This window comes from Shewanella sp. Isolate8, from assembly GCF_022398495.1.
GTDB classification, from domain to species: Bacteria; Pseudomonadota; Gammaproteobacteria; order Enterobacterales; family Shewanellaceae; genus Shewanella; species Shewanella aquimarina.
In genome coordinates this window covers 798,969-824,920 of the sequence record NZ_JAKEVI010000003.1, presented here as the reverse complement: position 1 = coordinate 824,920, position 25,952 = coordinate 798,969, and the positions used below count along the sequence as shown (strand labels likewise).

Here is a 25,952-nt window from a genome sequence, read left to right as displayed (position 1 = left end):
TGCCGCTGGTCAAAGCGACAAAAAAAGGGGAGTATTTAACCACTCCCCTTTTTTATTGCATGGAGCTTACCATGAGCGACTCAAGAGACGACTCAAATGGCAAGGCTAAGGTCGACGGCTACAGCGACGAGAGCTTTTGGCATAAGGTCAAGCAGTTTGCCAAGTTGGCCGGGCGCGAGGTGATCGACAATGCCTTGTGTCTCTACTATGCGGCCCAAAGACCTGATACCCCCAAGTGGGCCAAGACGGTGATCTTCGGCGCCCTGGCTTATTTCATCACACCACTCGACGCCATACCCGACCTCACGCCCGTGGTGGGATTTTCAGACGATCTCGGCGCCCTAGCCGCGGCGCTGGCCATGGTCAGCATGTATGTCGATGACAAGGTGAAGCAGCAGGCCGCGGCCAAGACCTCGGCCTGGTTCGACTGAGCTAGCCTGCCAGTTTGGCCTCGACTAACCACTGATCCAGGGTTGTCGCTTTGGCACCGCCAAAGCTCAACGAGATGAGGTTCGCCGCCACCAGCTGCTCGCCGCTCAGATCTTGGCTCTCCCAGGAGAGGCTCGGCGCGGCAATGGCATCACTTATCACCTCGCACTCGAAGCCTGCCTTGACGGCGCTGCGACACAGGGTCTGAACACAGGCCTGGGCCATGGCCCCGACGACCACTAGCTTGTCTATGCCCATCTCGATCAATGTCTGAGACAGAGCTGTGCCGATGAAGCTGTCCACATGATGCTTGATGATGACGGGCTCATTGCCCTTGGGCGCGACCATGTCGGCGATCTCCACGCCCTGGGTGCCTGCCTGGAAGAAGCTCGCCTCGGGATCCTTGAAGATATGCTGTACATGGATCACCGGCAGTTGATTGCTGCGAAAATGATGTAGCAGCTTGGCCGCGTTGGCCGCCGCCCGTTCGCAGTTATCCAGCGCGAAGCGGCCACCCTTAAAGTAGTCGTTTTGCAGGTCTACCAGCACCAGGGCGCTGCGCATCTGTGGCGGCAGCGGCTCGCTCAGCTGGGTCAGCACGCTGAAATCATCCTCTTCCAGATACCACTGGCCATCGTCGGCCAGGGTCCACAACTCCTTGCTGATAAAACCGCTGGCGATATTCATGCGCCAGTTGGCCGACAGTATCGCCTGCCTGTCGCTGAGCACCTTGATCTCTACATTGCGGTAGACCAGCTCCCCGGGATTCTGCTGGGCGAAGCCGAGCCAGAACTGGCTGATTGCCTCGATGCCATCGAAACGGCCGAAGGGCGAGACCTGCATCTGCGCCTCTGGCAGGTAGCGGGCGATGCAGTCGGCAAAGGCCTGACGGTTGAAATCGGCAATCCAGGCTTGGCTGGCTTGCATGACGGCTTGGCGGATAGATTGACTCATGTTGGCTCCTCGTTAGCTACTCGAATTAGTCGTTGGAACTAGTTGTTAGGACTAGTCGCTTGAATCTGTTGAGGCGCCAGTCTATTGTTATTTCTTATTGTGATATTTAGGTCTTGATTGATAAGAATGTTCAGAAAAAACGAACAAAAGCGGCTGGCATATCAGATGCTGGTCTTCGACGAGGTGGTCAATCAGGGCTCCTTCACCGCCGCGGCCGAGGCGCTCGGTCATACCAAGTCGGCGGTGAGCCAGTATGTGAGCCAGCTGGAGCAAGATCTCGGCGTCAAGCTGCTGACCCGCAGTACCCGCCAGCTGCATCTCACCACTCAAGGGGAGGCGATGGCTCAGCGCAGCCGTCAGCTGTGGCGCCTGCTGACCGAAACCCTGGAGGCGGCCCATGACCAGCAGGCGGTGCCCGGTGGGCGCATGGCTATCACCGCGCCCCTGGCCTTCGAGGCGCCGCTGCTCACCCCCATCATTGCCGAACTCTGCCGCGAGTTTCCGCAGCTGCTGCCAGAGATGCACTATGACGATGCGCGGCTGGATATCTTGCAGCACAACCTAGACATGGCGATCTCCGTCGGGCCGCAGAAAGACAGCGGCTATCATGCGATTCCTATCGGCCGACTCGACAGCGTTCTGGTGGCTGCCCCCAGCTATATTAACCGTAGCGCCCTCATCACGGCGGAGAGTCTGCGGGGCCACAGCTTAATAGTCCTGCCCTGGCAGCGACCTCTGGTGCTGCAAGGCCCTAGCGGTCTGGCCTTCGAGGCGGTTAAGGAGATCAAGGTCAACACCTCCATCAGCGCCATCAACAGCGCCATTGCTGGTGTTGGCATTGCCCTGGTGCCCTCTATCTTTATCGAGGCTGAGCTTGCCCAGGGCAAGCTGCAGCGGGTGCTACCCGAGCACAGCGGCCCGTCGCGAGAGGTGTTTGCCATTCACGCCTACCAGCAACAGTTGCCCCTGGCGCTGCGTCTGCTGGTGGAGAGGTTGAAAGAGGCCTTCAGACAGAAGGCCCCGGTGAGTGGTTAGTGCTTGAGACTTAGTCGAGTTTGAACTGTCCAACTATCTGTTCCAGCTGCTGATTGGCGGTAGCCAGGTTGACAGCTTCGTTGCGGCTAGACTCGCCGCTGCGAGCCAGTTCGTTGGCCATGTCGCAGATGGCGCTCATGTTGCGGGTGATCTCGGCCGAGACAGAGCTTTGCTCTTCGGCGGCGGTGGCGATCTGGGTGTTCAGGTCGTTGATCTGATTGACAGAACCGCCTATGGCGTCGAGATCCGTGGCGACCCTCTCTGTGGTGCTGGCGGTTTCCAGGCAGGTCTGCTTGGTCACCTGCATCGAGTGGATCGCGCTGTTGGAGGCGTCTCTGAGATTGCTTAGTGTCTCCTCAATTTCCGCCGTGCTGTCCTGGGTGCGCGCGGCCAGGGCCCGCACCTCGTCGGCCACCACGGCAAATCCCCGTCCCTGTTCGCCGGCTCGAGCGGCCTCGATGGCGGCGTTTAGGGCCAGTAGGTTGGTTTGGTCGGCGATGTCACCAATCACCTTGAGTACCTGGGTGATATTGATGGTGTCACGATCGATCTGGCCTATCTTGTCGGCGGTATGTTCCACCTCCCTAACCAGGCGGTTGACCGTTTCTGTGGCCTGAGCCACTACCTGCTTCGATGCCAGCGCCTGTTCGTTGGTGAGTTGGGTAAAGGAGGCGGTCTCGCTGCCATTTTGGGCGACGTCGTTGGCGGTGGCGCTCATCTCTTCCACCGCGGCGACTATCTGCTCTGTCTCTTTGGTGTGAGCCGACAAGATGTGACGATTGGTCTCTGTCTCTCCATTGAGTCGCTCGACACTGCCTGAGATATGGGCCGAGGCCTGTAGCACCTCGCGCATCATGGCCTGCAGGTTGGCGATAAACTGATTGATCCCCATGGAGATTTGCCCCAGATCGTCCTCGCTATGTATCTCGAGTCGTTTGGTGAGATCGCCGTTGCCCTTAGACAGTTCGGTAACCATGGCCTTGAGCGACAAGATAGGGCGATAGAGGAGGTACAGGACCCCAAGCAAGATGCTGATGGCGCACAGCAACATGACGGCGGAAGAGACGAGGGCGCTGGTAAGGGCCTTATCTACCACGGCATAGGCGTTCGACTTATCCAAGCCAATGAAGAGGAACCACTGCTTGCCATTAACCAGGGGAATGGCTTTCGAGAAGCCCAGCTTATCGACGCCGTCGATGCGATATTCCTGCATCACCTCGTCGCTGCCGATGATTTTCTGCTGCACCTGAGGCAGACCGAAGTCGCTGAAGCGGCTGCCACTGACCAGGGTAGGGGACTCTGACGCCAATACCTTGCCGGTTTGATCTGTGATGAGAGCGACCGCCCCAGGATAATCTATGGCGCTGACAACATCATGAAGATAGGTGAGTTCTATATCACCCAGCACCACGCCGTTACCCAGATTCTTCAGGATGGAGATCACCTTGTGGCCCGTACCGTCGTCTATGTAGATGTCGGTGACGTCTAGCTGATTGGTGCCCTTACCCTGCTGATACCAGGGGCGGGTTCTGGGATCGTACTTGCCGGGAATCGCCTTGCCGTTGAGCCACTTGTCGCCGGTTTCGGTGGAGTAGGCGCTGCCGTCATCGAAGCCGAAATAGATGCGGGCGACCCCGGAGAGATCTGTGGCGAGACGCGCGGTGTTGACATAGTTGTCTTGGTAACTCCCCAAACGATAGTGCTGGGCCAGTTCATCCATGGCCTGGGCCTTGGCGCCAAACCAGGTGGCGACCTTGGCCGACTCGTTACGGGTGACGCCGGTGAGTTTGTCGTTAACCCTGGCGATGGTGGCCTCTTTAATCTGGACGTAGGAGAGCCAGTTCGAGATCAACAGGCAGAGGGCGACTAAAGTGACCATGGAGGCCACGAGTGATTTCTTGAATCCCATCAATTACTAACTCCATGAGGTGTGGAATAGAAGAGGCCACAGATGGCCTCTTCTGGAGGGAGCCTGGTCGGGGGGTTAGCCTTTCCAGTTTAAGTTGAAGTCATAGCGGAAGCCGACGGTAACGGCGCGATCGTCGTTTAGGTTGTCGTAGTTCTTATCCAGGTACTCAAGGTGTACGCGCACGTTGGCCAGCGGGTTCCATTCCAGCGTGGTGTTGAAGCCGTCATAGTCCATAGAGCTGATATCCTCGATACCGTCTTTAAACTGGAAGTAGCCCAGCTTGATCTTGTACTCGTCGCTCAGTGGATAGGCCAGGGCGGTATCTAAGGTGCTGCCGCTGCGATCGCCATGTTGCACCTGATTGTCGAAGTTGTATTGCTTGTCCTGGTAGCTCGCGGCCAGGTAGAGACCGTTATCGAAGGTATAGGCGACCACACCACCCAGGATCTGGTTGTCGCCGTTTACCTGGCCGTTGTCCAAACTGTCTTGAGTGACATAGCCCAGGCCAAGATGCAGGGCTCCGACATCGTAACCTACGCCAAGGTTGACCAGATCGGCGCCTGTGTCGCCCTTATCGCCGTCAAACTGGGCGCCGGCCATCCAGGTGAAGCCGCCAGTGACCAGCTTGTAGGTGACGAAGTTGTCGACGAAGAAGGGACTTTCATGGTCGTAGGCGTAAGGGCTGTTGCCGTGGTTGAAGATATCCACGTATTCGGCGATCAGGCTGTATTGGGCCGGACGCTGTTTACCTATGCCCACCTGGCCGTAGGGGGATGCGATGGCCACATAGGCCTGTCTCGCCTTGCCGAAGTTGCCTGAGTTGGCGATATCGACGCTCCATTCACCCTGGGCGATGGCGCGCCAGCCATCGGCAAACTCAGTGCTGGCCTTGATGCCGACCCGAGAGAGGGCGTCTCTCACGTCCCAGGTTTCATCAGTGCTGTCGTCGAGGTAGCTCAGTGTCGGACGGATAGAGCCGTAGAGGCTGACTTCGCTATTCTTGAACTGTGAGGGAGCGGCCTGAGCCTCTAGTTGGGCGATGCGCTGGTTGAGTGCCTCGACCTGTTCACTCAAGGGCTGCTCGGCGGCATAACCCTGAGTAGAAGCGAGTGCCGTTGCGGCGGCGATCATTGAGGTGCGAAAAACAGTATTATGATTTTTCATGGCTTTCTGCCTTCAATTGGTTTTCTTAGGCATGCGAGTCTCCCTCCTGCCATCGGGACGATGGAGGATAGGGGCGCCGCAGGCGTTTAAAAAAAGGGAGTTAATAGGCCCATGACATCTGCCATGGGCCTGGTTTTGGTTAAACCTTGCCAGCCTTCTTCAGGTCGGCGAACCAGAGGTTGTGATGCTGTTTGGCCCAGTTTTCGTCACAGTAGCCAGAGGTCATGTTTGACATGCCGCCTTCGGACATCACAGTCGCCATGAAGATATGCACCACAGAGAAGGCGCTGATGATGACGGTTGAGGCAATATGCAATACCAGCATCAGGTTGGCCGTGTTCTTGGTGACGCCATAGGTCTCGGGGAACATCATCGCCAGGCCTGAGACCACCATGACACCGCCGAACAGGGCGAAGACCCAGAACCACAGCTTCTCACCCGCGTTGGCAAAGCCCGCATCGGGGTGCTGTTTCTTGCCAAAGTTGATGTAGCCGCCCAGTACGGCAAACCATTTCAGGTCATAGCTTGCGGGGAACTGCTTAGGCGCCCACATCAGAACCATAAGCACATAGCCGAGAATGAAGGGGAAGGCCATCAACTCATGTAGGCTGCTGGATAGACCCACCAGGGCCGACCAGGAACCCGCGTTCATGCCGGGCTCGAAGTAGAAGCGGCCGCCGCCTAGTACTAAACCAGTAAGGATCAGCAGGATGCAAGGGATGGCACCCAGCCAGTGCACGCTGACGCTAAGGCCTGACCAACGCTTGATCAGCTTACCCGAGAAGCCATGGTCCAGCTTAGAGACGCCGTTCACTACTACAAACAGAATAAACAGTGCAATGACGCCAAATAGGCTGGCAAACAGGGCGAAGGCGATGGTATCGGTCGCGCCCAGGTAGCCAAGCAGCGACTCGTCGGCCTGCTGTGGAATGGACGCCGGCATCAGCAGCTCAGGCTGAGTCGGCATGCCACGGATCTCAGGAATATCGCCTGGAATGGCGTGCTCCTGAATGGTTTGCCACTGCTGCGGCTGCAGGGTGGCGGTCTCTTCGGCTAGCGCATAACTGGATGCGAATAGACCGAGCACAATAAGGCTTAACCATCTTATTGCTTTACTCATTGAAAACTCCTTGCGACATCGCTTGTCGCGTTGGAATCTGCCTGTCGCCAGGCAGATTCGTCGATCATTCGGCGCCGCCTAGGCTGGGCGCCGCTTGAAGTTGTTGATTGATAAACTGCAGTAGCTCCTGAGCCAACAGTTGCCAGAAAGGTTGTTTCGCATGTTTGGCTATGCCCTCGCAGAAGGGAGTTATCCAGCGCCCTAGATGGGTTTGGAGAAACTCCGCCGCGAGCTCATTGAGTGCCTCGACATGTTCACTGTTTTCAAGCGTTTGTTGCTCGGCGGCCATGGCATGCAGGCAGTAGAGGAACTCGAGTTCGTTACCAATAAAGTCGGCCGGCTCGTTGAAGCTATCGTCGATGACCAGACCAATTTGTTGGTAGAACTCGCCCACACGAACGGTTTCTTCGGTGAAGATCTGATGATTGCCACTGAGGTAAACCGATTCGTAGGGGGCGACTAACAGCTTGTATGGCCCAATACACATGCGATTAAAATCAAATTCCAATTCGGATGCGTCGTCACTGAACTTGCGTGCCTCTATGAGTAGCGGACTGTCTGGCGACTCCTGCTCCAGGTAGGCGATTAAGCCTGCGAGAGCCTGAGTATCCGAGGGCGCGAACATCATAGATTTGAAGGCATGGTAAGCCATTGCCGTTGGGCCATATTCTGCTGTCATTATGCGCGTTCCTTAATGATCACTAGGTTCGGTTTGGTGATGCAATCGCCGTAGCCTATGCCTTGTTTGCTTGCCGATGGACGCTTGAGCACCTCTTGCAGATTGCCGACATCCAGGCACTCTACCGGGCAGCCACTCACACACGCGGGTTTCATGCCGCGGTCCAGCAGTTCCACGCACATGTTGCACTTGTCTGCCTTGCCGTCGTCCTCGCGGATACTTACAGCCGCGTAAGGACAGGCGCTGGCACACAGGCCGCAACCGGTACACTTCTCACGGTCCAGTACCACGATACCGTCATCGCGCACATGGTAGGCTTTCGCCGGACAGACCATGAGGCAGGCTGGGTTTTCACAGTGCATGCAGGCGTGGGACAACCAGACATCGATTGCACCATCGTCACGCTGTACTTCATAGCGATCGACTTTGCGGAATCTATGGTTCTCGGGCAGTTCATTGTGGATCTGGCAGGCAACGGTACAGGCACCGCAACCGACACAGTTCTCTTGTCTGAACACAAAGCCCACTTTCTTATTTAACGACATCGTTTACTCCTTAGGCTTTGGCAATCGCGACGCGAGTGGAATGATACGCAGAGCATCCACCCATATCGGTCAAGGTGTCGGTGGTGAGGTTGTTGGTACAGCTGTCTTTGCCCTGTGGGTCCATGCGACGCCAGTTATTCTTCGGCGCCATGACAGTTCCTCTGACCACCTGGGTAGAGACCTGAGCGATAAAGTGGGCCTCACCACGTTGGTTGCTGAGCCTGACGCGATCGTTGTTCTGAATGCCCAACTCTTTGGCATCTTCGGCGTTGATCTTGGCGAAGTAGGCCGGGAAGTTACGAATGTACTTCACGTTGTAGAAAGAGCTGTTGGCACGCTGCGGAATGGCAGGAGACAGCAGACGGAACGGCAGTGTCTTCTCTTCCTGTACCATCTCATCTTCCGGCAGGCCGAAGTCGATCACTGGGTGGTAGCCGGCTTCTTTCATCATCTCCGAGTAGAATTCGATCTTGCCGCTTGGCGTCTTATATTTGCCATCGCCGAAGTAAGGGCGTTGGTCATAGACGGTGACAAACTTGTCGCGAATGATCTGCTCATAGGTGATGTTGTTATGTCTGAAGGCAGGCTCTTCCGTGTCGAGGAAGTCACGCAGGATCTGCTCATAGTCCACGCGCATCTCAGGGAAGCGGTCCAGACCCATGCGGGCGCCCAGTTCCTTGAAGAAGATCCAGTTGTCTTTAGACTCGCCGAGTGGCTCGATCACCTTCTCAGAGGTCTGCATGTGATAGCAGTTGTAGTCGGTACCCATGTCTGGGAACTCGAACTGGGTCGCTGCCGGTACGATAATATCGGCCAGCTCTGCGGTGTCTGTCATCAGGAAGTCGTGAACCACCAGGAAGAGGTCATCACGCATCGCGCCGCGGCGACAGGCATTCGAGTCCGGTGCAACCGAGACGAAGTTACCGTTGTAGTTGATCACCGCCTTAATCGGCTTGATGGGCTTGCCATAGGCCGTTGGGTTCTCTGGGTCGAGCGCCTTGGCGATCTCCGTCATGTTGACGTGGCCAACCGTGTCTGGGTTCGGGTGGATATGATCCGCACGGCCCTTGCTGTAGTTCAGGCTGTCATCGGCCTGAGTGTTGTCATAGATGAAGCCGTTACCTATCTTGCCGTACTGGCCGGCAACCGCGTGCATCATGGCGATGGCACGAGACATACGGGCACCGTTGTAGTTACGCTGCATACCGTAACCCAGGCGCAGTACAGAAAGCTCTGACTCGCCATAGACGCGGGCGAATTCGAACATCTTGGCCTTAGGTACGCCGGTGACACGCTCGATCTCTTCGTAGCTCATGGTGTTCAGGCGCTCGAGCAGCTGGTCGTAGCCAAGGGTGTTGGCCTTGATGAACTCGAGATCCGCTAGGTCATGCTCTATCAGGTACTTCATGATACCTGTCGCCAGGTGGGTGTCGGTACTCGGCTTAGGCTGCAACCAGATATCGGCCTGAGAGGCGATAGGGGTGCGCACTGGGTTGACCACCAACAGCTTGGCACCTCGGTCACGGGCCTGGTTGATGAACTTGATGCCGTGCACGTTGGTGGCCGTCTCGTTCTGACCCCAAGAGATGTAGCAGTTGGTGTAGATGTTGTCGTAAGGATCCGGGCCTTGGTAGGTACCAGTCACCGACTTCAAGCCTTCATAGGCGGCGAACACACATACCTTACGGTCGAGCTTGCGGGCACCGACGGCGTTGAAGAAGCGGCTAGGTCCGCCGTATTTACCGATAACCCCTTCGTGGCCCGAGTAGCTGTAGGGCAGGATAGAGTCGGCGCCGTGATCTTTAATGATCTGCTGCAGACGGCTGGCTATTTTGTCATAGGCCTCATCCCAAGAGATGCGGCGCCATTTGCCTTCGCCCTTCTTGCCCGCGCGCTCCATCGGGTGCAGGATACGGTCGGCGGCATAGGTGTATTGCACATAGGCATGGCCCTTCACGCAGGGAGAGGTGCCCATCTTCTTCAGTTCTGAAGCGCCTTCCACGTAGGTCATGCGGCCGTTTTGTACCGTGAACTTCAACAGACAGCGGTCGGCGCAGTTACGTTGGCAGGTGTGGTACTTAATTTCTCCTTGGCGTTTCAAGAGTTTGTCGGGCGCGCCGCCTTTTTCGCCTGCACTGGCTATGCCGGGCATAAGACCGGATAGCGAGCCGACGACGGAGCTGGCTCCGACACCTTGCAAGAAGGTGCGTCTGTTCATTTTCATAAGTGTTCCCCATCTTGATGCGTCTTAAGACGCTTTTTACAGACATTGCTCAAATGTTTGTGAGTCAAAGACTCGCTGCATACCTGTTTTGTTATCGTTTTTCGATTTAAAAAGATGGCAAGACCAGCTGCGAAAGGGGTATGCAAGAGTGCCTCTAGTAGCTTGTCGGTCTCGCCATCAAAATCCTTGTCAGCGTTCTGCCGCCCTGCGCCAAGCGCTTTCCAGGCCGCAGATGAGCTTAGACTTGACCCAGTTAAAGGCGGCCGACTGATTCACGTTGCCATACAGGAGGTAATTGCCTATCTCGCGGTTTTCACGGCGACGAATGCGGCAACGCTTGGCCAGCTCTTCGGGCAGCTTGACCCACTGCACAGCGGGCAACATGTCGACGAACTGGCGGGTAAATTCGTTGCAAACTAAGGTGATGGCGTCAGACTCGCTCAGCAGGCGCATGGCGGTGGCCACGCTGTCTGTGTAGCCGTCGACCTCCATGCACAGATCCTCTTCGCGGCAGAGGTTCACCAGCAGCGGGCAGCTCAAGTCGTCATAGTTGTCTATCTCAAGACAGGCATATTGGGTGATGTTGGCGAGGGTGAGTTCCTGCTTAAGGATCGGATGGCCGCTGCGCGCCAGGATGTAGAGATTGTCGGTGGCGGAAAACATCTCGGCGTTGAGGTTTTTACCGTTGAAGCCTTCATAGACCACCACGAAGTCGACATCGCCATTGGCGAGATCGCTGCTGCAGTCATGGGTCAGCACCCTGACATCGAACTTCATGTTGGGCGCCTCGGTGAGGATCTCGTTGCGGATCACCTGTTGTACCGGGTAGATAAACTCATCGTAGGCGTGAATAACATATTGGCCGCCCGATTCTTCCGGGGTAAATACCGAGTGCTGCATCTCGAGTTGCTGATAATGGGCCACCAACTCTCTGGCCAGAGGGATCAGCTGGTGGGTCTTCTCGGTTGCGACGAAGCCGGAACAACGACGAATAAAGAGTGAGTCTTTAAATATGTCTCGTAAGATCTTAAGGGTGCGACTCACGCCTGAAGGAGTTATACCCAGTTCATTGGCAGCCTGATGACTCTGCCCGTGTTCATAAACGGCGATGAACACTTTTAGTTGATTGTAATTAAGCTGGTCAATCTTATTCATGGTTGTGAACTAGGTAAATATATTGAGTCATTATCATCTATATATATCTACACATGTTCAGTGTTGAAAGTCACACTTTTAATATGGCTATTATTTAAAGTTTGCATTACTTCTCATGTTTTAATATCTGCATTTTGCAAAATGCGATATTTAAAATTTGCAGACTTTATATATCTTTCATCATAACTGGTACGGACGAACAACTTCTAGGTGGAGAACCTGCCAGGCCTTGCTATCACTGGTATAGTGGTAAGTGGCTGTTTAGGTTGGGTAAGTGTTCGATTTGTGAACTTTCGATTTTATTTCATCAAAATTAAATTTATTTTTAATATGAGACGTTCGTCTTTTTACGGTGACTATTATACCCGCTGTTCATAAATAATTTCATCGAATTTATATTTTTATTTGATTCGTGATCTCTATTTTAATTTCAATTTATAGCTTTATTGTCTGTTGCAAGTTTTATTGTTGCGTGTGTATTTTAAATAATAAAGAAACCTTCCAGAAGTCATGTTTTTATTTCAGAAAAACATAGTTAAGGATCTCGTTATGTTAGATCGGCGCTCGATATTAAAAATGGCGGCAGGAGGAGCACTGCTCTCATTGGTGCCTGCCAGCACGCTGCAAGCGAAAACCCTTGGAAAACGTTATGCCATGGTGTTTGACGTCAGACGTTGTACCGGTTGTCTCTCCTGTACCGTCTCATGTTCCGTTGAAAATCAAACAGATGTGGGCAGATGCCGTACCCGAGTCAACCAGGCTAGCCTGACCTTGGGTGAGCGCATCGCGACGCTTGCGGTGCCGAACCAATGTAACCAGTGTGATAATCCTGTCTGCACTCAGGTCTGTCCGGTTGAGGCGACTTATAAGCGTAAGGAAGACGGCATAGTGGTAATAGACCACGAAGAGTGCATTCATTGTCAGCTGTGTGTCGATGCCTGCCCTTATGGGGCGCGCCGTAAGGATGAGAGCCTGGATAACCCGCCCGAGAAGTGTAATTTCTGCATTCACCGTGTAACTCAGGGTCTGCTACCCGCCTGTGTCGAGACCTGTATCGGTGGCGCCCGCACCTTTGGCGACCTTAACGATCCCGATAGTCAGGTATCTAGGCTGGTGCGGGACAACAAGGTCTACGCCATGCTGTCCGATGCCGGCACCTCACCCAACATCTTCTATATTGGTTTGCCAACATCGACCGATGACCAAGCCATTTTGAATCTCAATTATCTCGATTGGCAGCGCTAGGAGTCAAAGATGGATAGACGTAAGTTTTTAACTCAGGCGGGTCTGGTGTCTGCCGCGACCATCACGGGGGCGGCCTGCAGTCGAGTCGATGCAGAGTCTGAACCGCAAAAGACCCAGGACATTACACGTTTCGGTCATCCTGTCGCCGCCGAGGGGGGCTTCGATTCCGAGGGTAAATGGCATAAGACAGAGGGGGTACGCACCGCCTATTCCCGCTGCTTTAGCTGCTACAACATCTGTGGCCTCAGGGTACGTGTGGATGAGAAGACAGATAAGGTCTTGAAGGTAGGCGGTAACCCCTACTGCGAGAACAACTCAGGCTCGCCGCTGCCGTTGAGCACCGAGGTGAAGCAGAGCTATATCGCCCTGGCGGGTGAGGCAGGGCTGAAGAATCGCGCCACCACCTGTGCCAAGGGGGCGAGCTGCGTCGACTCGGTTGACGATGAGCGCCGGGTGACTCGGGTGCTGAAACGCGCGGGCAAGCGCGGCAGTGGCGAGTGGGTCACCATCAGCTATGAACAGGCACTTGCCGAGATCATCGAGGGGGGCGATCTCTTCGGCGAAGGTCATGTCGATGGCCTGCGCGCCATTCGCCAGCTGGATCAAGAGGTGAAGCCGGGCCATAGCGAATTTGGCAGTAAAGCTAATCAGCTGTTTGCCACCTTCTGCGCGGAAGACTATTTGCGCGGAAGCTTCTATTCTCGCTTCATGATGCAATCATGGGGCACGGTTAACCTAGGGACCAAGCATGCCTACTGCGGCGCCGCCCAGGCAACGGGTTACAGTCTGGGCATGGCGGCGGGTTTCGAAGAGTGGCTCAACGATGTCGATTGGGAAAATGTCGAGTATGGCCTGTTCATGGGCACCAGTCCTGGCTCGTCAGGCGTGAGCCTCAACCGTGTTGGCCGGGGGCTGGCCAATAGCCGTGTCGATCGCGGCTTTAAATATGTGTGTGTCGATCCCCTGCTGCGTACCACGGTCGCCGCCGATACCAATGCCACCTGGCTACCGGTCAAACCCGGTCAGGATGCGGCATTCTCCTTTGGGGTGATCCGCACCATGCTCGAGGAGCAGTGGTTTAACAAGTCGCACTTGGAAAATCCGAGCCAGAAGGCGGCCGAGGCCTCGGGTGAGCTTAACTACACCAACGCCGGTCACCTGGTGGTGATGGATCCTAAGCATCCAGAGTATCGCAAGTTTGCCAAGGCGCAAGACTTCGGCCTGGGCGGCGATGAGGCGCTAATCATCAAGGCGGGCACTCAGACCTTAGCGTCGGCGGAGTCAGGCGACAAGGCCGAGCTGTTTGTCAGTAAACGCCTCACCGACAGCCGTGGCCGTAAGGTGACCCTGATGTCGTCTCTCTATCTGCTGCGGACCTCGGCGCAAAGTACCAGCATGGAGGAGTATGCCAAGCGCAGCGGCATTGCGATCAAAGAGATGCGTCAGGTGGCGAAAGACCTGGCGCACTATGGCCGAAAGGCCTGTGTGGCAGGCAACGGCGGCACCAACTCATCTGATGGTTTCGTGATGGGCTGGATCTGGGCGACGCTTAATACCCTGGCGGGTTCCCACGATGCCAAGGGCGGCGCCATCTATGGCAATGGCCCTATCGGCGGCATGGAAGGCTTGTATGATCTGGCCAACATCGAAGGTGGCGTGTCGCTGGACGGTATCGTTAACGCCTGTCGTGATGGCGCCTACGAGGCCTCGACCGAATATCGTCTCAAGGTGGAGCAGGGCAAGAACCCTTATCCCGCCAGCACCCCTTGGCATGAGTTGCTGCCCGCCATGAATGCGGCCGAACAGTGGACCAGCCATGCCAACGGCGACCCCTACAGCGCCAAGGTGCTATTCAACTGGCGCAACAACTTCCTCTACAGTGCGGCGTCTATCAGTCAGGAGGTGGTGGCCAGCATCGCCGATCCTAAGCGCTTGCCGCTGGTGGTGGGAATCGACTGCCACATGAACGAGACCAACCGCTACGCCGACTACCTGATCCCGGACCGTTCCATGCTCGAAGAGTATGCGGCGGATCGCATGTGGGGCGCCCATAAACTGGGCGTGGTGGCGGCATCGCCAGTGGTGACCCCGCGAACCGAGAAGAATGAGGCGGGTGAGCATATCTGTATGGAGCAGTTGCTGATCGATATCGCCCTCAAGCTCGACTTGCCTGGTTTCGGTAAGGGCGCTTTGACGACCAGCGATGGCCGTAAGGTTGACCTGTTAACCTTCGAGGATTGGCACGCCAGATACCTGGCCAACGTGGCGGCGCAGTGTGAGCAGCTGCCTAAGGTGACCGAGGAAGATCGCCTGTGGGCTGGGCTGGATTATGCCATGAAGCCGCTTAAGCCAAGGCTTACCGCCGACGAGGCCGCCAAGGTCGAGGCCTTGCTGTCACGCGGTGGCTACTACCAGGAGGATGACCGTTATGAAGGCGACTTCATCAAGGGCGCCGGGCCTAAATGTCTGCAGATCTATCATCAGGAGGTGGCGCAGCTGCGTCATGCCTACTCGGGTGAGTTCTATCCGGGCACGCCGACCCTGCAGGAACATAAGTTCTGGAACGGCGACACCTGGGAGAGCCATTGGCCCCAGAGCGAGTACCCGCTGCTGTTCTCCAGTTACAAGGCGACGGTGCGCTCAAACTATGCAGTGGCCTTCAAGCGGATCGGTGAGATCAGTCCCACCAACTTCGTCTATATGCACACAGATACCGCCAAGGCCCAGGGGCTAAAGGATGGCGATAGCGTGCGCATAGTGACCGCCAACGGCAAGCCCTGCGTCGGCACCCTGCAGACAGATATGGGGGTCGCCAAGGGGGCTGTCTGTGTTTCCCATGGCTTTGGTCATAGTGAGGGCTTCGGCGGTGACGATCGCATCATCAACGGCGAGAAGTTAGCGGGGATAGCCAGTCGCGCCGGCGGTACGGCGGTGAACCAGATGATCCCTGCGGATCCGACCCGTAACGGTGCCGCCAGTATGCTCAACGATTACTGGACCGGAGCCAACTGTCGTCACGGCATTCCGGTGCGGGTGGAGAAAGCCTGATTCGAATCATTAACCAAGCATAGTTTTAACCATAGCTTTTCTAAACATAGTTATCCTGTAAACCTTTCCCCCGTCGCCTCGGCTTCGGGGGCTTTTTTTTATTCAGCTTCAATTTATCTCTTCGTGCTAGTGTGAAGGTTCAATTTGATGGAGCATAAAAAGAAGATGACTCATTCCCTATCACTATCCCTTGGCGCCAAATCACTTGGTGTTAGCGCCGCCCTATTGTTAGTCGCCCCCGCCATGGCGACCACGACCGAGCAGAGTCAATTTTTCGATGCGATTGCCGCCCATTGCGGCCAGGCCTTCGAGGGCAAGGTGACGGCGGGCAACAGCGCCGACTCGGCTTTTTCAGGCAAGCGTCTGGTAATGCATGTGCGTGAGTGTAGCGACAGCGAGCTCAAGGTGCCGTTTCATGTGGGTGAGGATCACTCCCGTACCTGGGTGATCACCAAGACAGACACAGGACTGCGCCTCAAACATGACCACAGACATCAAGATGGTAGAGAAGACAAGGTCACCATGTATGGCGGCGACACCCAAGATGGCGGCAGCGCCGAGCTGCAATCCTTCCCCGTCGATGCTTTCTCTATCGACAACTTCAAACAGAATGGCCTGACCCAGTCGGTCACCAATGTGTGGCACATGGGGATCACTGACAGCCAGTTTATCTATCGCCTCACCCGGGAGAATCGCGACTTTAAGGTGACGTTTGATTTGACCAAGCCGGTTGCCTTGCCGCCTACTCCATGGGGCCACGAGTAGCCTTGCAATGAAGGCTGGGCATTTTGTTTGGTGTCTGGCCGAGTTGGTATTTGATAGGGTTTTGAAGGTCTAACCTTCTCTGCTATTTAGCGCCTGCACCGGCGGAGGCTGGTTCTTTAGGCTTTGTAGCCTCTGAATGCATTTGGCATTTGATGAATTTTTGAAGGCCTAACCTTCTCAGATATCTAGCGCCTGCCCGGCGAGGGATGTGCAGATACGCCTGTGAGACGCCGTGAATAAGTCTCTTTAGGCTCTGCCGAAACATCCCTGTTTCGGAAGCTCACCGGCGTATCTACACTCGGTATCCATCGTCTCTTCGATTTAGCGGTTTTTGTTGCCGTTGCGGATTAAGTCTTACTGGTTTCGGTAGAGGGAGAGCGGTGTGAATGTTTGTGGGTGTAGTGCTTGCAAAGGGGGGGTAGAGGAGTAAGCTGGTGGGCTTTTAAAATGGAGTTAGGTGATAACCCTTATCTCATCTTGCCAAGGATTGCGTCCCTCATTTCGCATAAGGACATCATGAATACGCTGTTTACCTACATCAAGGCTATCCATCATCAAGCGAGTGATGTGGCCATCATAGATAAGTTCACTAAAACAAACCGTTATTGCGATGATGGTGTGCAGATCAATGAAGAAGAGACGAGTTATCGCTTCGATAATGACGTGGTGATCCGCCACCGGGTCGAGCGTGACAATGCGCCGAGCGAGCAGCTGTGCGAAGAGTGCTGGATAAGCTATGAGGTGATCGATAGCGCGCAGTATTCGATAACCCCCTGTCGAAAGACTTTCCACAACGCCTGCCAGGAAAGCTTCTGGCTAAAGATGCAGGCGAGCATCGCTTAACCACACTAGGCTTTAGTGTTTCCCTCTTTGAGTAAGACTCTCCCATGACGACAGAATTGACTACCGCTCGTACCCACATAAGGCTTCTATCCCATGGCGAAGCCGATCTGCTGCTGCGTTATTATCTTCAAAACCGTGAACATCTGGCCCCCTGGGAGCCCGAACGCAGTGACGATTTCTTCACGCTTGCCCATGCCCAATCTGTCGTGGCTGAGAATACCCGCCTGTATAAGGCGGGACTCGCCTTTAGATTTGCCATCCTAAACCCAGAGCAGACAGAGATCATAGGGCTGTGCAATATCACCAACCTGGTGATGGGGATTTTCAAGGCGGCAAACCTCGGCTATTCGGTCGCCGAGCGCTATCAGGGGAAGGGCTACATGAGCGAGGCGCTGCGGGCGCTACTCGACTTCGTTTTCGACGAGGTTGGGCTGAACCGCGTGATGGCCAACTACATGCCGCACAATGTAAGCAGCGCCCGCTTGCTTGAGAGGTTGGGATTTGAGCGTGAAGGTTATGCTAAGGCCTATCTTAAAATCGCCGGTCAGTGGCAGGATCATGTTTTGACCGCCAAGTTGAATCCCAATCGGGATAAAGTTTAGGAGGTTATGTCTCTGCGCTAGCATCCGCTGGAATTCTTGTTGGGTGGATTTCTGAAGGTCGAACCTTCATTGCTTTCGAACACCTGTTCGGCGGAGGATGGATTTTTAGGTTTTGTAGCCTCTGACCGCATTTGGTATTTGTTGGGGTTTTGAAGGCCGAACCTTTATTGCTATCTATCGCCTGCCCGGCGAGGGATGTGCAAGCACTCTTTTGGCACGCCGAGATTCCGTCCTTGGAGGCTTCACGGCGGCGTCCATGCCGCCGAGAGCCAAAAGCGTGCTTACACTAGGTATCTATCGTCTCTTCGATTTGGCCGCGTTGGGGAGAGAAGGGAGTAAAAATGCTAACTTATTTATGCCCCAAAATGAGTTAACACTTTGTCGGTGGAGCAGTACCTAACGGACTTTCTGGCCTGGCAATTTGTCATCGCTACACCTGCGTGATCTAATTCACTACTCCCCAACCTAAAAAACTGGATAACTATACAGTCATATTCAAATCATAAGGATTTTGAACGACTTTTATCCTGTATTTGTGCGCGTTTTCTCATTTCGGCATAAATAAATGGCTTTAAAATTAACTACTTATGACATTCGTTAAGTAGATAATAGGTTTGGAAAACGCGCATGCGCGTTTTTCCAGATGGTATATTTGGCAAAATGCTGATAAGTTCATTACATACAGATAGTTAGCTATGCGCGTATTCACTGATCCAGTGAGGTAAACGCGCATGCGCACTAATAAAATGTTATGTATTTTAAGGAGTAGACAGATTGGCTGAATTATTAGGAGTTTTATTGCCGTCCTTAGTTGTGCTATATCTGATTGTTAATACGCAACTTGATACTTACCGGAAAAGAATTCGCTTTTTGGAAGTTAAAGTAGACGCTCTTATCAAACATACGGGTATTGAATTTGACGATAGCACCCTAGTTCCGGTTGAAGTTCATTCTGCGGTAAAAGCTGGTCATAGATTAAAAGCTATCAGGCTGTATCGCAAAATTACAGGTGCTGGTTTAAAAGAGGCATCAGAGGTAGTAGATGGTTTGGTTAAAAACACATAACAAGGCGCATCACTCGCAGCCTGCGGCTGCTGGGACGTCAAACGCTGTCGCGTTTTTCCGCCCGTGTGCTTAGCGTTAGAAGGCAACAAACCGAATGGACGAGGAAAAATATGTTGAATGTGGTACTCATGGAAAGCAGCAAGCTACTTTCGTGTGTCAACATATAATTCAAACACTGCATGATGGAAAAGCTAGAGGTTTCTGGTGGGCCAATGATCCCGAAAACCCTAGGCCAGATGCCTGGTGTTCCGAGTGCGAAGTTAAAGTTCAAGAAACAAATGGCGAATGGAATGATGAAAGTGAGGCATTTGCCGGAGTTAAACTCTTATGTGGCGCATGCTATGACAGAGTGAAAGAAATTAATCTGGGTCCAAATAAACAATGGTGGCAGTTTTGGAAATAATGCCTTCTAACAATCACATCAAGATCGCTCACTGTCGTTCCCTGGGACGCTCCGCTTTGCTGCGCGCCCCTTATGTGAAGCGTTATCCCATAGAAATCTTTATCCGAAACTGACAGGTTAGAGTAAAGGTTTTAACTCGAAAATGTCTAAAAATGATTTTGATTTTGACTTTCCTGTTAGGTTCAAAAGTGGCTAAATCGAAGAGACGATAGATACCAGTGTAAGCACGCTTTTGGCTCTCGGCGGCAAGGACGCCGCCGTGAAGCCTCCAGGGACGGAATCTCGGCGTGCCAAAAGCGTGCTTGCACATAAAGCCTGCCGCAGGCAATTGATACACCATAAGGCCATGGTTCAAAATTAACCTTCCAAATATCAAAATAAGTTTGATGCCGCATTAACAAGTCATAGCGCCACTTAGGCGACGTCTACACTTACTCAATATCGAATTGACACCACCATCACCTCAAAGGAATTGAGGAAGCGTCGAAGAAAGGAGGGAGCCATCTGACTCCCTCACAGATGCCCGCTATTTGGGTTCGAAGGTAAAAGACTGCCCGGCCAGTGCGGCCTCATACATCAGGCCACCCTTGGCGGCGGTGAAGATCGCCATGCCGTTGATGTAGGCGGCGCTGGCGGCCTTGTTGCTGCCGGACTTGCCTGCGCCCGCCGAGTTACCTGTGGTGCCCACCTGGGCATTGGCACCGACATTGATGGCGACGGCCGAGGCGGTAGCGCCGAACTCGAAGCTGCCGCTGGTAAACTCTTGATAAGCTTTGGCATCTTTGAAGAAGATGATCTCGCTGTAGGCCTGTCCGCCGAGCTGGAAGCCAATGGACAGCTGGGTCAGGCTGGAGTCGCCGGTATGGGCACCGCCCTTGTAGACACGGCCCTTACCGTAGGCGGCGCCTATGCCTATGCCGCCCTTGCCGACTGTGGGAAAGATGGCGTAGCCATAGGCGGAGTTGAAAAACTTCTGGGTGTCTGGGGCTTTCTTGAAGTTGGCGATCGCCTCGCTGTAGCTGTCGGCGGCGAGCGTCATGGGGGACGTCAATAATCCCAATGCCACACAACAGCTTAGAATTAAGGTAGACAGATACTTATGCATGATGACCTCCATCGATTTGGATGGTTTTAGCATAGTTCGACTGGTTAAGAATGAAAACGGCTTTTGATGAAAAAAGCGCCAAAATTGACGCTTTTTCGATTGATGTCAGCTCGGGTTCAGCTAACAAATAGGCTTTTACTTAGCTTCGTCCATCTGCTTACCCAGCACATAATGCTCGAACCAGAGCTTGTCCCAGTCCATCTTGGCCTGTCTGTGCTGGTACTTGCTCAGACCATGACCTTCACCCGGATAGACCACCAACTCGACTGGCACGTTCAGGTAGTGCTTCAGGGCGCGGTAGAGACCCTGGGCATGACCCAGTGGCACACGCTGATCGTTTTCGCCTATGTGGATCAGGGTCGGTGTCTTGATCTTGTCGGCATGGGTCAGCGACGAGCCGTGGGTATAGGCCTCAGGTTTCTCCCAGGGCAGGCCCTGCATGAAGTTGATCACATGGCCTGGGGTATCCTCCAGCATCCACTGCAGACGCTGGTCGAATACGCCGGCACCCGAGCTCGCGGCCTTGAAGCGGTTGCTGGTGCTGATGAGGGCGTTGGTGAGGTAGCCGCCGTTACTCCAGCCCATGACCGCCATCTTGTCACCGTCGGCGATGCCCTGTTTGATCAGATGATCGACACCGGCCATGATGTCGGCCACCTCTATTTCGTGCTCCTGGCCGACCAGATCCGTGAGGAACTTGTCGCCATAGCCGGTTGAGCCGCGGTAGTTAGGCGACAGCAGTGCCCAGCCGTTGGCTGTGAAGGTGGCGCGGCCGTAGGATCTGTGTTGCAGCGCATAGGGGGTGGCCGAGGTTGGGCCGCCGTGGATCTGTACGATCAGCGGCAGCGGGCCATCGCTCTTCTTATAGCCTGCGGGAAGGTCCAGGATCCCCTCGACCTGGCTGCCGTCCGGCGCCGTCCATTTCACTATCGATATCTCTGGCAAGATCCAGCTGTCGGTCTGCGGGTTGATGTTGGTCAGGCGCTTGTACTTGGCCTTCTTGCTGGCGGCGTCCGCGATGAAGAGATCGCTGAAGTGATCCAGGCCGTTGTGGCTGAAGGCCAGCTTCTTACCGTTGTGGCTGAAGCTGTAGCTGCCCATGACCAGATCGCCCGCCAGCACTGTGCGGGTGTCGCCTTGTGCCTGGTTATCTATCTCGCTACAGAAGAGTTTGACCCTGGCATGATCGTAGCCGCGATAGCAGAGCTCGTCGCTGCCTGGTCGCCAATGGATGTCGCTTGAGTTGAAGGTGACATCACCCTCTGCCTTCACCTGGATTGGTTTGGCCTTGTCATCCTCAGGCTTAACCACAAACAGCTTGCCCGGGTGGCCGTCGAAGTCGATGCGAAACGCCAGGCGTTGGTTGTCTTCATGCCAAGCCAGGCCCAGTAGCCAGCCGTAAGGCGAGGGTGCCTGCTCGCGCCAGGCGCTGTCTTCCAGCACCTTGTTCTGCTGTGACTGGGTGTTGTACACCTCTATGTTCGACCAGCCTTCGAGGTTGACCAGCTCGTTGTCCTGGGTGGTGATACGGGCGATCTGGCTGGCGTCCCGGTTGACGCTGAAGTGCCATACCACCTTGTCATCGTCCAGCACCAGGCTCTGTTGGTAGTGCTCGAGATTTAACTTGTAGAGCGGGTTGGTCGTAACCTTGCCGTGACCATACTTAGGTGCACCATGCTTGGCGCGGACCTTAGCCCAGATATCTTTGTCTGTGGTGCTCTTGTTGGCGAGGAAGTAGAGGCTCTTACCGTCTTGGCTGAGCTGAAACTCTTTCACCCCTTCGGCCTCTTTGGTGACAGGCACGGCCTCAGTGCTGCCAAGGGCTATTCTGAACACCTGCGCCTTGCCGTTGTAGGGGGCCTTGTTGTCTTCACGGCTCTGCTTGACCAGGTAGTAGATGGCGCTGCCATCCGGGCTCCACTGAGGGCTGGATTCGCTTTCGTTGGTGAAGGTCAGGCGGTTGGTCTTGCGTGACTTGGTGTCGATAAGCCAGAGATCTTTCTGTGCCTTGTCCAGCTCCTTGTCCCAGCGGGATTCTAGCCAGAGTGCGTGTTTACCATCTGGGCTGAGCTGAACGTTGCCCATGTTGCCTATGGTGAAAAAGTCATCCGTGGTGATCTGGTGAGTACGCTCGACGGCCAATACGCCGCTGCTCAGTCCCATGGCGCCCGCACAGATCGCCGCCAGTACGGTGAGTTGATATCCCCTTCCCATCTTGATCCCTTCTCTAGTGATTGCTTGAGTAATTCTTGTTAATTGAGGTGGTTAAGCCCGGATACATTAACGCAAAACCGCTTAGGTATAAATTGAGTTAATTATTTTTTGTCGGATTGCAGCAGTTGTTGCAGATAATTGAGTTCTTCGGCACTCAGCAGCTGACGGCTGCTGTTTGGATGAGCTTGGGCTTGTAGGTCTGGGGAGAGGCGGCCCCTGAGATAGGCTGACATGGTGATCTGCTTGAGGCCATAAAGCGCCAACAGGTAGAGGCTGAGGAGTAGAAACAGCCGGGTACTCGCCTGAGCCGCCAGGCTGACCTTGTCGCCCAGCAGGTAGGGCATGATAACTAAGGCCATGCGTACCAGCCAGTTGGTCAACATGGCCAGCGTTAGGGCCAGCAGCCACCTGAACTTGATATCCTTGAGGCTGTCTTGATGGGCGCGGTGTACCCGTCCCTTGAAGCGGCGCAGCAGGCGCAAGATGGCATAGAAATAGAGGCCGGTCTGCAGCACCAATAGCAGAGGCAGCAGGGTGCCCAGTAGGGTGACATGGTTAAACTGGGCGAAGCTACTGGTAGCCAGTAGCTGGCGCATCTCGCTGCTGAGCAGCACGCTGAGACCGATCAAGAGTACCAAGATGATAGCCGGCGCAAAGTGCCGCGACAGGCCGACCGCCCCTTTGATGTCGTGCAGGCTGCGATAGCAGTAGAGATAGAGCATGGGCATCATCAGGAAATAGGCCGGAATCAGCAGGATAAACAGCTGTTGCAGCGGCAGCGGTGAGTTGTCTTTGTTGAGCAGGCCGGTAAGAAAATAGAGCGCCAGCAGGCTGAAGATGGCGCCTAGTAGCTTGTGATTGTCGTTGCGGTCACGGTAGAGATATCTGAGGTAAAGCCCCAGGCCGATACAGTGCAGGCCACCCAGTAAGGAGAGCCACCAGTATCCTTCGAATAACAAGCCGGGAGAGTGCGTATCCATAGCCTCATTGTTGACTTAAAGTGGCCGGCGAGGCAAGCATGAAGTGGGATTTCGAGGTGAAATTCCTCTATGAGTTACGGCCCTGATCTCACCTTGGAAATAACGGGTTAACTTAAGGTGATTTTTGGGCCTTATCGCAGCGTTTATTAGGGATTTTTCGCTCTGGGTTAGGAGGACTGCTGTTTCTCCTTGGCCAGGCGAAGGTGACGATTGGACGCCGCCGCAGGGGGCTTACCCGGCACCGGGCCGCGTTCGGCCCACAGGTGGCGAATAGCCATGATGGGGTGGGGCAGTAACATGCGCGGGCCGGCATAGATCATTATCTCTCTCGCCTTGGCCTTTGGCTCAGGCTTGTAGCAATGCACAGGGCATTTGTTGCAGGTGGGTTTATCCTGGCCATAGGGGCAGCGATCTAGCCTGGTGTGGGCATATTCAAGAAACTCGCTACATTCTGGGCAGTTGGGCACATCGCCCTTGGCTGGGCAGTGGTCCTTGCAATAGATATGTACCATGGCGGCGATCGTCTTGAACTCTCGCAGCAGCTTACCACTTAGGATCTCTTGGCTCATGATATATCCGACTCATTTACTAGGTTATAGCTAGCCTAGCCCGAGGGAAGCCGGAACACAAAAGCAAGGCGTGAAACTATGAAGATGCGCACAAAATGCTATTTATTGCCCGCCATGTTTGACCAAGGGATATGACCAAGGGATATGAGCAAGGAAAGGGGGATTTTTGCCCCCTAAGCATGATTTTACCTGCTGTTTTTGATACCCGAGCGAAAAAGAGGTATAAATATTTGATTTATAGCAAGAGAATCGACTAATAATATCGGTTAATATCTAGACATATTTGCGATATGAAACTGCCTGATACTGGGCGCGATTAATCAACGGTGGATGATAATGAAATATATAGCCATTATTTTGCTGGTAGCGGTGGGCGTTTACCTGTACAAACGAGCGCAGCGACTGGCACAGGAAGAGCAACAAGCAACCCAGAAACCGGTTGAGAAGGTAGTATCGGGCGAAGCCGTGGATGTGCCGAGCCAGGAAGCGGAGAAGGTGGTGTCGACGCCAGCCGACGAGGGCGTCACCTTCGAACCTGTCGAGCCCGTTGAGACAGAGGCTGTTGAAGAAACTGTTGTTGAGCCTGCTGAGCCCGTAGAGAAGGCAGAAGCCGTTGAGGCTGTCGAAGAGCCGGTCGAAGTGGTTGAGGCTGCTGAAGAGACTAAGCCGGCCGAAGTGGTTGAGGCGGAAAAAGCCCCTGAACAGGCTGTTGCAGAGCCAGAGCCAGAGCCAGAGCCAGAGCCAGAGCCAGAGCCAGAGCCAGAGCCAGAGCCAGAGCCAGAGCCAGAGCCAGAGCCAGCCTTCAAGATGCTGGCGGTGACCGACGAGTCCTGGGCCAATGATAAGCTGAGCGCGTCTTTAGCCCAATATCGCGCCGAACCAGAGGCCGAAGGTAAGCATATGGCGCTGCTACAGGCGATCGCCGAGTGTTACAAGCAGCGTAAGCAGGAAGAGTACCGTGAATATGGCGCGGCCTTGTCGCCTTATTATCAGTCGCTGTTTGCGGCCCTGCCAGAACCTACCAAGGAGAAGGGGGTTGGCTTCATGCACCTGGCCACCCTGCTCAACGACTGTGGTGACTTCGATGGTGCAATCAAGACTTGTCAGGCGGCCATAGGCTATGGCCTCTCAGACGGTACGGTTACCGGTTTCGAGGGACGTATCACTCGCATCGAGAAGGCCAAGGCGAAGGCGCAGGCCTGATCTTAAGCCCGGCAGTAATCTACTGCATCTCGGCGAATAGCCGTGTAAACTAATCAAGCAATACTAAAGAGGCGAACCGAGTGTCGCCTTTTTTATGTCCGGAATATTTATGCCATTTGCCCAGGGATGGAGAGGAAATGGCGTTATGTCCGGAACATTTATGCCCTATCCGCAGGATGACTGGTATGAGTCCCAGGGATGGAGAGGAAATGGCGTTATGTCCGGAACATTTATGCCCTATCCGCAGGATGACTGGCAAGAGTCCCAGGGATGGAAAGGAAATGGCGTTATGTCCGGAACATTTATGTCTCAGGTCGCAGGGCTATATTGGCCTTGGTTTAGGTTGGACAATCTGTGGTAACAGGAGATCAAAATGCGCAGCATGATGGCTTTCGCGGCGTTACTATTAACTATGACGGCTTGTACCCAGGTGCCACAATGGACCCTCTTCTATTATCCCGATGCGGCGCCGGGTGCCTCCGCCGAGGCGCTGACGAGTCAAGGTGAGCTAGACCAGCACATAAGCGGCTACTATCAGCAGCTGGATCAGTGTCTGGCCAAGGGCGCCGGTATGGTGAAGCTGAGTCAGACGGGCAGCGGCAGTTATCTGTGCGGTGAACTATGTCAGCGCAATGAGGCGGGTGAGCTTAAGTGCCAACGCCTGGAAACTCTGGTGAGCCAGTGAAGCATAAGGGT

At 54.5% G+C, this 25,952-nt stretch carries 23 protein-coding genes; 11 read left to right on the top strand and 12 right to left on the bottom strand.

The window, feature by feature from the left end; genetic code table 11:
* The first annotated feature begins 71 nt into the window (after positions 1 to 71).
* Entirely contained in the window at positions 72 to 431 is a 360-nt protein-coding gene (locus L1D43_RS16085) for a YkvA family protein (protein ID WP_239853153.1), read from the top strand.
* Between the two features lies 1 nt (position 432).
* Here the strand turns inward: L1D43_RS16085 and L1D43_RS16080 are convergent, their stop codons facing one another.
* Positions 433 to 1,383, bottom strand: coding sequence for a cysteine hydrolase family protein (locus L1D43_RS16080; RefSeq protein WP_239853143.1), 951 nt, complete (start codon positions 1,381 to 1,383; stop codon positions 433 to 435).
* A 126-nt stretch (positions 1,384 to 1,509) separates the two neighbouring features.
* Here L1D43_RS16080 and L1D43_RS16075 point away from each other — a divergent pair, with 126 nt between their 5' ends.
* Positions 1,510 to 2,418, top strand: coding sequence for a LysR family transcriptional regulator (locus L1D43_RS16075; protein WP_239853141.1), 909 nt, complete (start codon positions 1,510 to 1,512; stop codon positions 2,416 to 2,418).
* A 10-nt stretch (positions 2,419 to 2,428) separates the two neighbouring features.
* Here the strand turns inward: L1D43_RS16075 and L1D43_RS16070 are convergent, their stop codons facing one another.
* The 7 genes from L1D43_RS16070 to L1D43_RS16040 all read right to left on the bottom strand — a co-directional run bounded on the left by L1D43_RS16070 (position 2,429) and on the right by L1D43_RS16040 (position 11,214).
* Positions 2,429 to 4,327: a methyl-accepting chemotaxis protein gene (locus L1D43_RS16070; RefSeq protein ID WP_239853140.1), complete on the bottom strand. Its 1,899-nt coding sequence runs from the start codon at positions 4,325 to 4,327 to the stop codon at positions 2,429 to 2,431.
* A gap of 75 nt (positions 4,328 to 4,402) precedes the next feature.
* A complete protein-coding gene (locus L1D43_RS16065) occupies positions 4,403 to 5,491 on the bottom strand; it encodes a porin (RefSeq protein WP_239853131.1) in 1,089 nt (362 codons plus the stop codon).
* A gap of 139 nt (positions 5,492 to 5,630) precedes the next feature.
* The gene (locus tag L1D43_RS16060) at positions 5,631 to 6,611 is read right to left on the bottom strand and encodes a formate dehydrogenase subunit gamma (protein ID WP_239853129.1); all 981 of its coding nucleotides are present in this window, start codon (positions 6,609 to 6,611) and stop codon (positions 5,631 to 5,633) included.
* A 64-nt stretch (positions 6,612 to 6,675) separates the two neighbouring features.
* A complete protein-coding gene (locus L1D43_RS16055; protein WP_239853127.1) occupies positions 6,676 to 7,290 on the bottom strand; it encodes a molecular chaperone TorD family protein in 615 nt (204 codons plus the stop codon).
* Positions 7,290 to 7,835 (bottom strand): 4Fe-4S dicluster domain-containing protein, encoded by a 546-nt coding sequence (locus L1D43_RS16050; RefSeq protein WP_239853125.1) that lies wholly within the window; start codon positions 7,833 to 7,835, stop codon positions 7,290 to 7,292. Before L1D43_RS16050 ends, L1D43_RS16055 begins: the two co-directional genes overlap by 1 nt.
* Positions 7,836 to 7,845: 10 nt before the next feature.
* On the bottom strand, positions 7,846 to 10,059 hold the full coding sequence (locus L1D43_RS16045; RefSeq protein WP_239853123.1) for a molybdopterin-dependent oxidoreductase: 2,214 nt from the start codon (positions 10,057 to 10,059) through the stop codon (positions 7,846 to 7,848).
* Positions 10,060 to 10,248: 189 nt separating this feature from the next.
* Complete coding sequence (locus tag L1D43_RS16040; RefSeq protein ID WP_239853120.1) at positions 10,249 to 11,214, bottom strand: LysR family transcriptional regulator; 966 nt, start codon at positions 11,212 to 11,214, stop codon at positions 10,249 to 10,251.
* A gap of 549 nt (positions 11,215 to 11,763) precedes the next feature.
* Here L1D43_RS16040 and L1D43_RS16035 point away from each other — a divergent pair.
* The 7 genes from L1D43_RS16035 (at position 11,764) to L1D43_RS16005 (ending at position 19,185) form a co-directional block, all read left to right on the top strand.
* Positions 11,764 to 12,459 (top strand): 4Fe-4S dicluster domain-containing protein, encoded by a 696-nt coding sequence (locus tag L1D43_RS16035; protein WP_041511801.1) that lies wholly within the window; start codon positions 11,764 to 11,766, stop codon positions 12,457 to 12,459.
* Between the two features lie 9 nt (positions 12,460 to 12,468).
* Positions 12,469 to 15,507, top strand: coding sequence for a molybdopterin dinucleotide binding domain-containing protein (locus L1D43_RS16030; RefSeq protein WP_239853119.1), 3,039 nt, complete (start codon positions 12,469 to 12,471; stop codon positions 15,505 to 15,507).
* Between the two features lie 243 nt (positions 15,508 to 15,750).
* Positions 15,751 to 16,272, top strand: coding sequence for a hypothetical protein (locus tag L1D43_RS16025; RefSeq protein WP_239853263.1), 522 nt, complete (start codon positions 15,751 to 15,753; stop codon positions 16,270 to 16,272).
* Between the two features lie 516 nt (positions 16,273 to 16,788).
* Positions 16,789 to 17,115, top strand: coding sequence for a hypothetical protein (locus L1D43_RS16020; RefSeq protein ID WP_239853117.1), 327 nt, complete (start codon positions 16,789 to 16,791; stop codon positions 17,113 to 17,115).
* Positions 17,116 to 17,159: 44 nt separating this feature from the next.
* Complete coding sequence (locus L1D43_RS16015) at positions 17,160 to 17,717, top strand: GNAT family N-acetyltransferase (RefSeq protein WP_239853114.1); 558 nt, start codon at positions 17,160 to 17,162, stop codon at positions 17,715 to 17,717.
* A 774-nt stretch (positions 17,718 to 18,491) separates the two neighbouring features.
* On the top strand, positions 18,492 to 18,782 hold the full coding sequence (locus tag L1D43_RS16010; RefSeq protein WP_239853112.1) for a hypothetical protein: 291 nt from the start codon (positions 18,492 to 18,494) through the stop codon (positions 18,780 to 18,782).
* Positions 18,783 to 18,876: 94 nt separating this feature from the next.
* Positions 18,877 to 19,185, top strand: coding sequence for a hypothetical protein (locus L1D43_RS16005; protein ID WP_239853110.1), 309 nt, complete (start codon positions 18,877 to 18,879; stop codon positions 19,183 to 19,185).
* 526 nt (positions 19,186 to 19,711) lie between these two features.
* Here L1D43_RS16005 and L1D43_RS16000 read toward each other — a convergent pair.
* The 4 genes from L1D43_RS16000 to L1D43_RS15985 all read right to left on the bottom strand — a co-directional run bounded on the left by L1D43_RS16000 (position 19,712) and on the right by L1D43_RS15985 (position 24,056).
* Positions 19,712 to 20,290: a lipid-binding SYLF domain-containing protein gene (locus L1D43_RS16000; protein ID WP_239853108.1), complete on the bottom strand. Its 579-nt coding sequence runs from the start codon at positions 20,288 to 20,290 to the stop codon at positions 19,712 to 19,714.
* Positions 20,291 to 20,425: 135 nt separating this feature from the next.
* Positions 20,426 to 22,504, bottom strand: a complete 2,079-nt coding sequence (locus L1D43_RS15995) for a S9 family peptidase (RefSeq protein ID WP_239853106.1) — start codon at positions 22,502 to 22,504, stop codon at positions 20,426 to 20,428.
* A gap of 101 nt (positions 22,505 to 22,605) precedes the next feature.
* On the bottom strand, positions 22,606 to 23,484 hold the full coding sequence (locus L1D43_RS15990; protein ID WP_239853104.1) for a hypothetical protein: 879 nt from the start codon (positions 23,482 to 23,484) through the stop codon (positions 22,606 to 22,608).
* A 167-nt stretch (positions 23,485 to 23,651) separates the two neighbouring features.
* Positions 23,652 to 24,056, bottom strand: a complete 405-nt coding sequence (locus L1D43_RS15985) for a nitrous oxide-stimulated promoter family protein (RefSeq protein WP_200890567.1) — start codon at positions 24,054 to 24,056, stop codon at positions 23,652 to 23,654.
* A 333-nt stretch (positions 24,057 to 24,389) separates the two neighbouring features.
* Here L1D43_RS15985 and L1D43_RS15980 point away from each other — a divergent pair, with 333 nt between their 5' ends.
* Both L1D43_RS15980 and L1D43_RS15975 read left to right on the top strand, forming a co-directional pair.
* Positions 24,390 to 25,256, top strand: coding sequence for a hypothetical protein (locus L1D43_RS15980; RefSeq protein WP_239853102.1), 867 nt, complete (start codon positions 24,390 to 24,392; stop codon positions 25,254 to 25,256).
* Positions 25,257 to 25,629: 373 nt separating this feature from the next.
* On the top strand, positions 25,630 to 25,941 hold the full coding sequence (locus L1D43_RS15975; protein WP_239853101.1) for a hypothetical protein: 312 nt from the start codon (positions 25,630 to 25,632) through the stop codon (positions 25,939 to 25,941).
* The last annotated feature ends 11 nt before the right edge of the window (positions 25,942 to 25,952 follow it).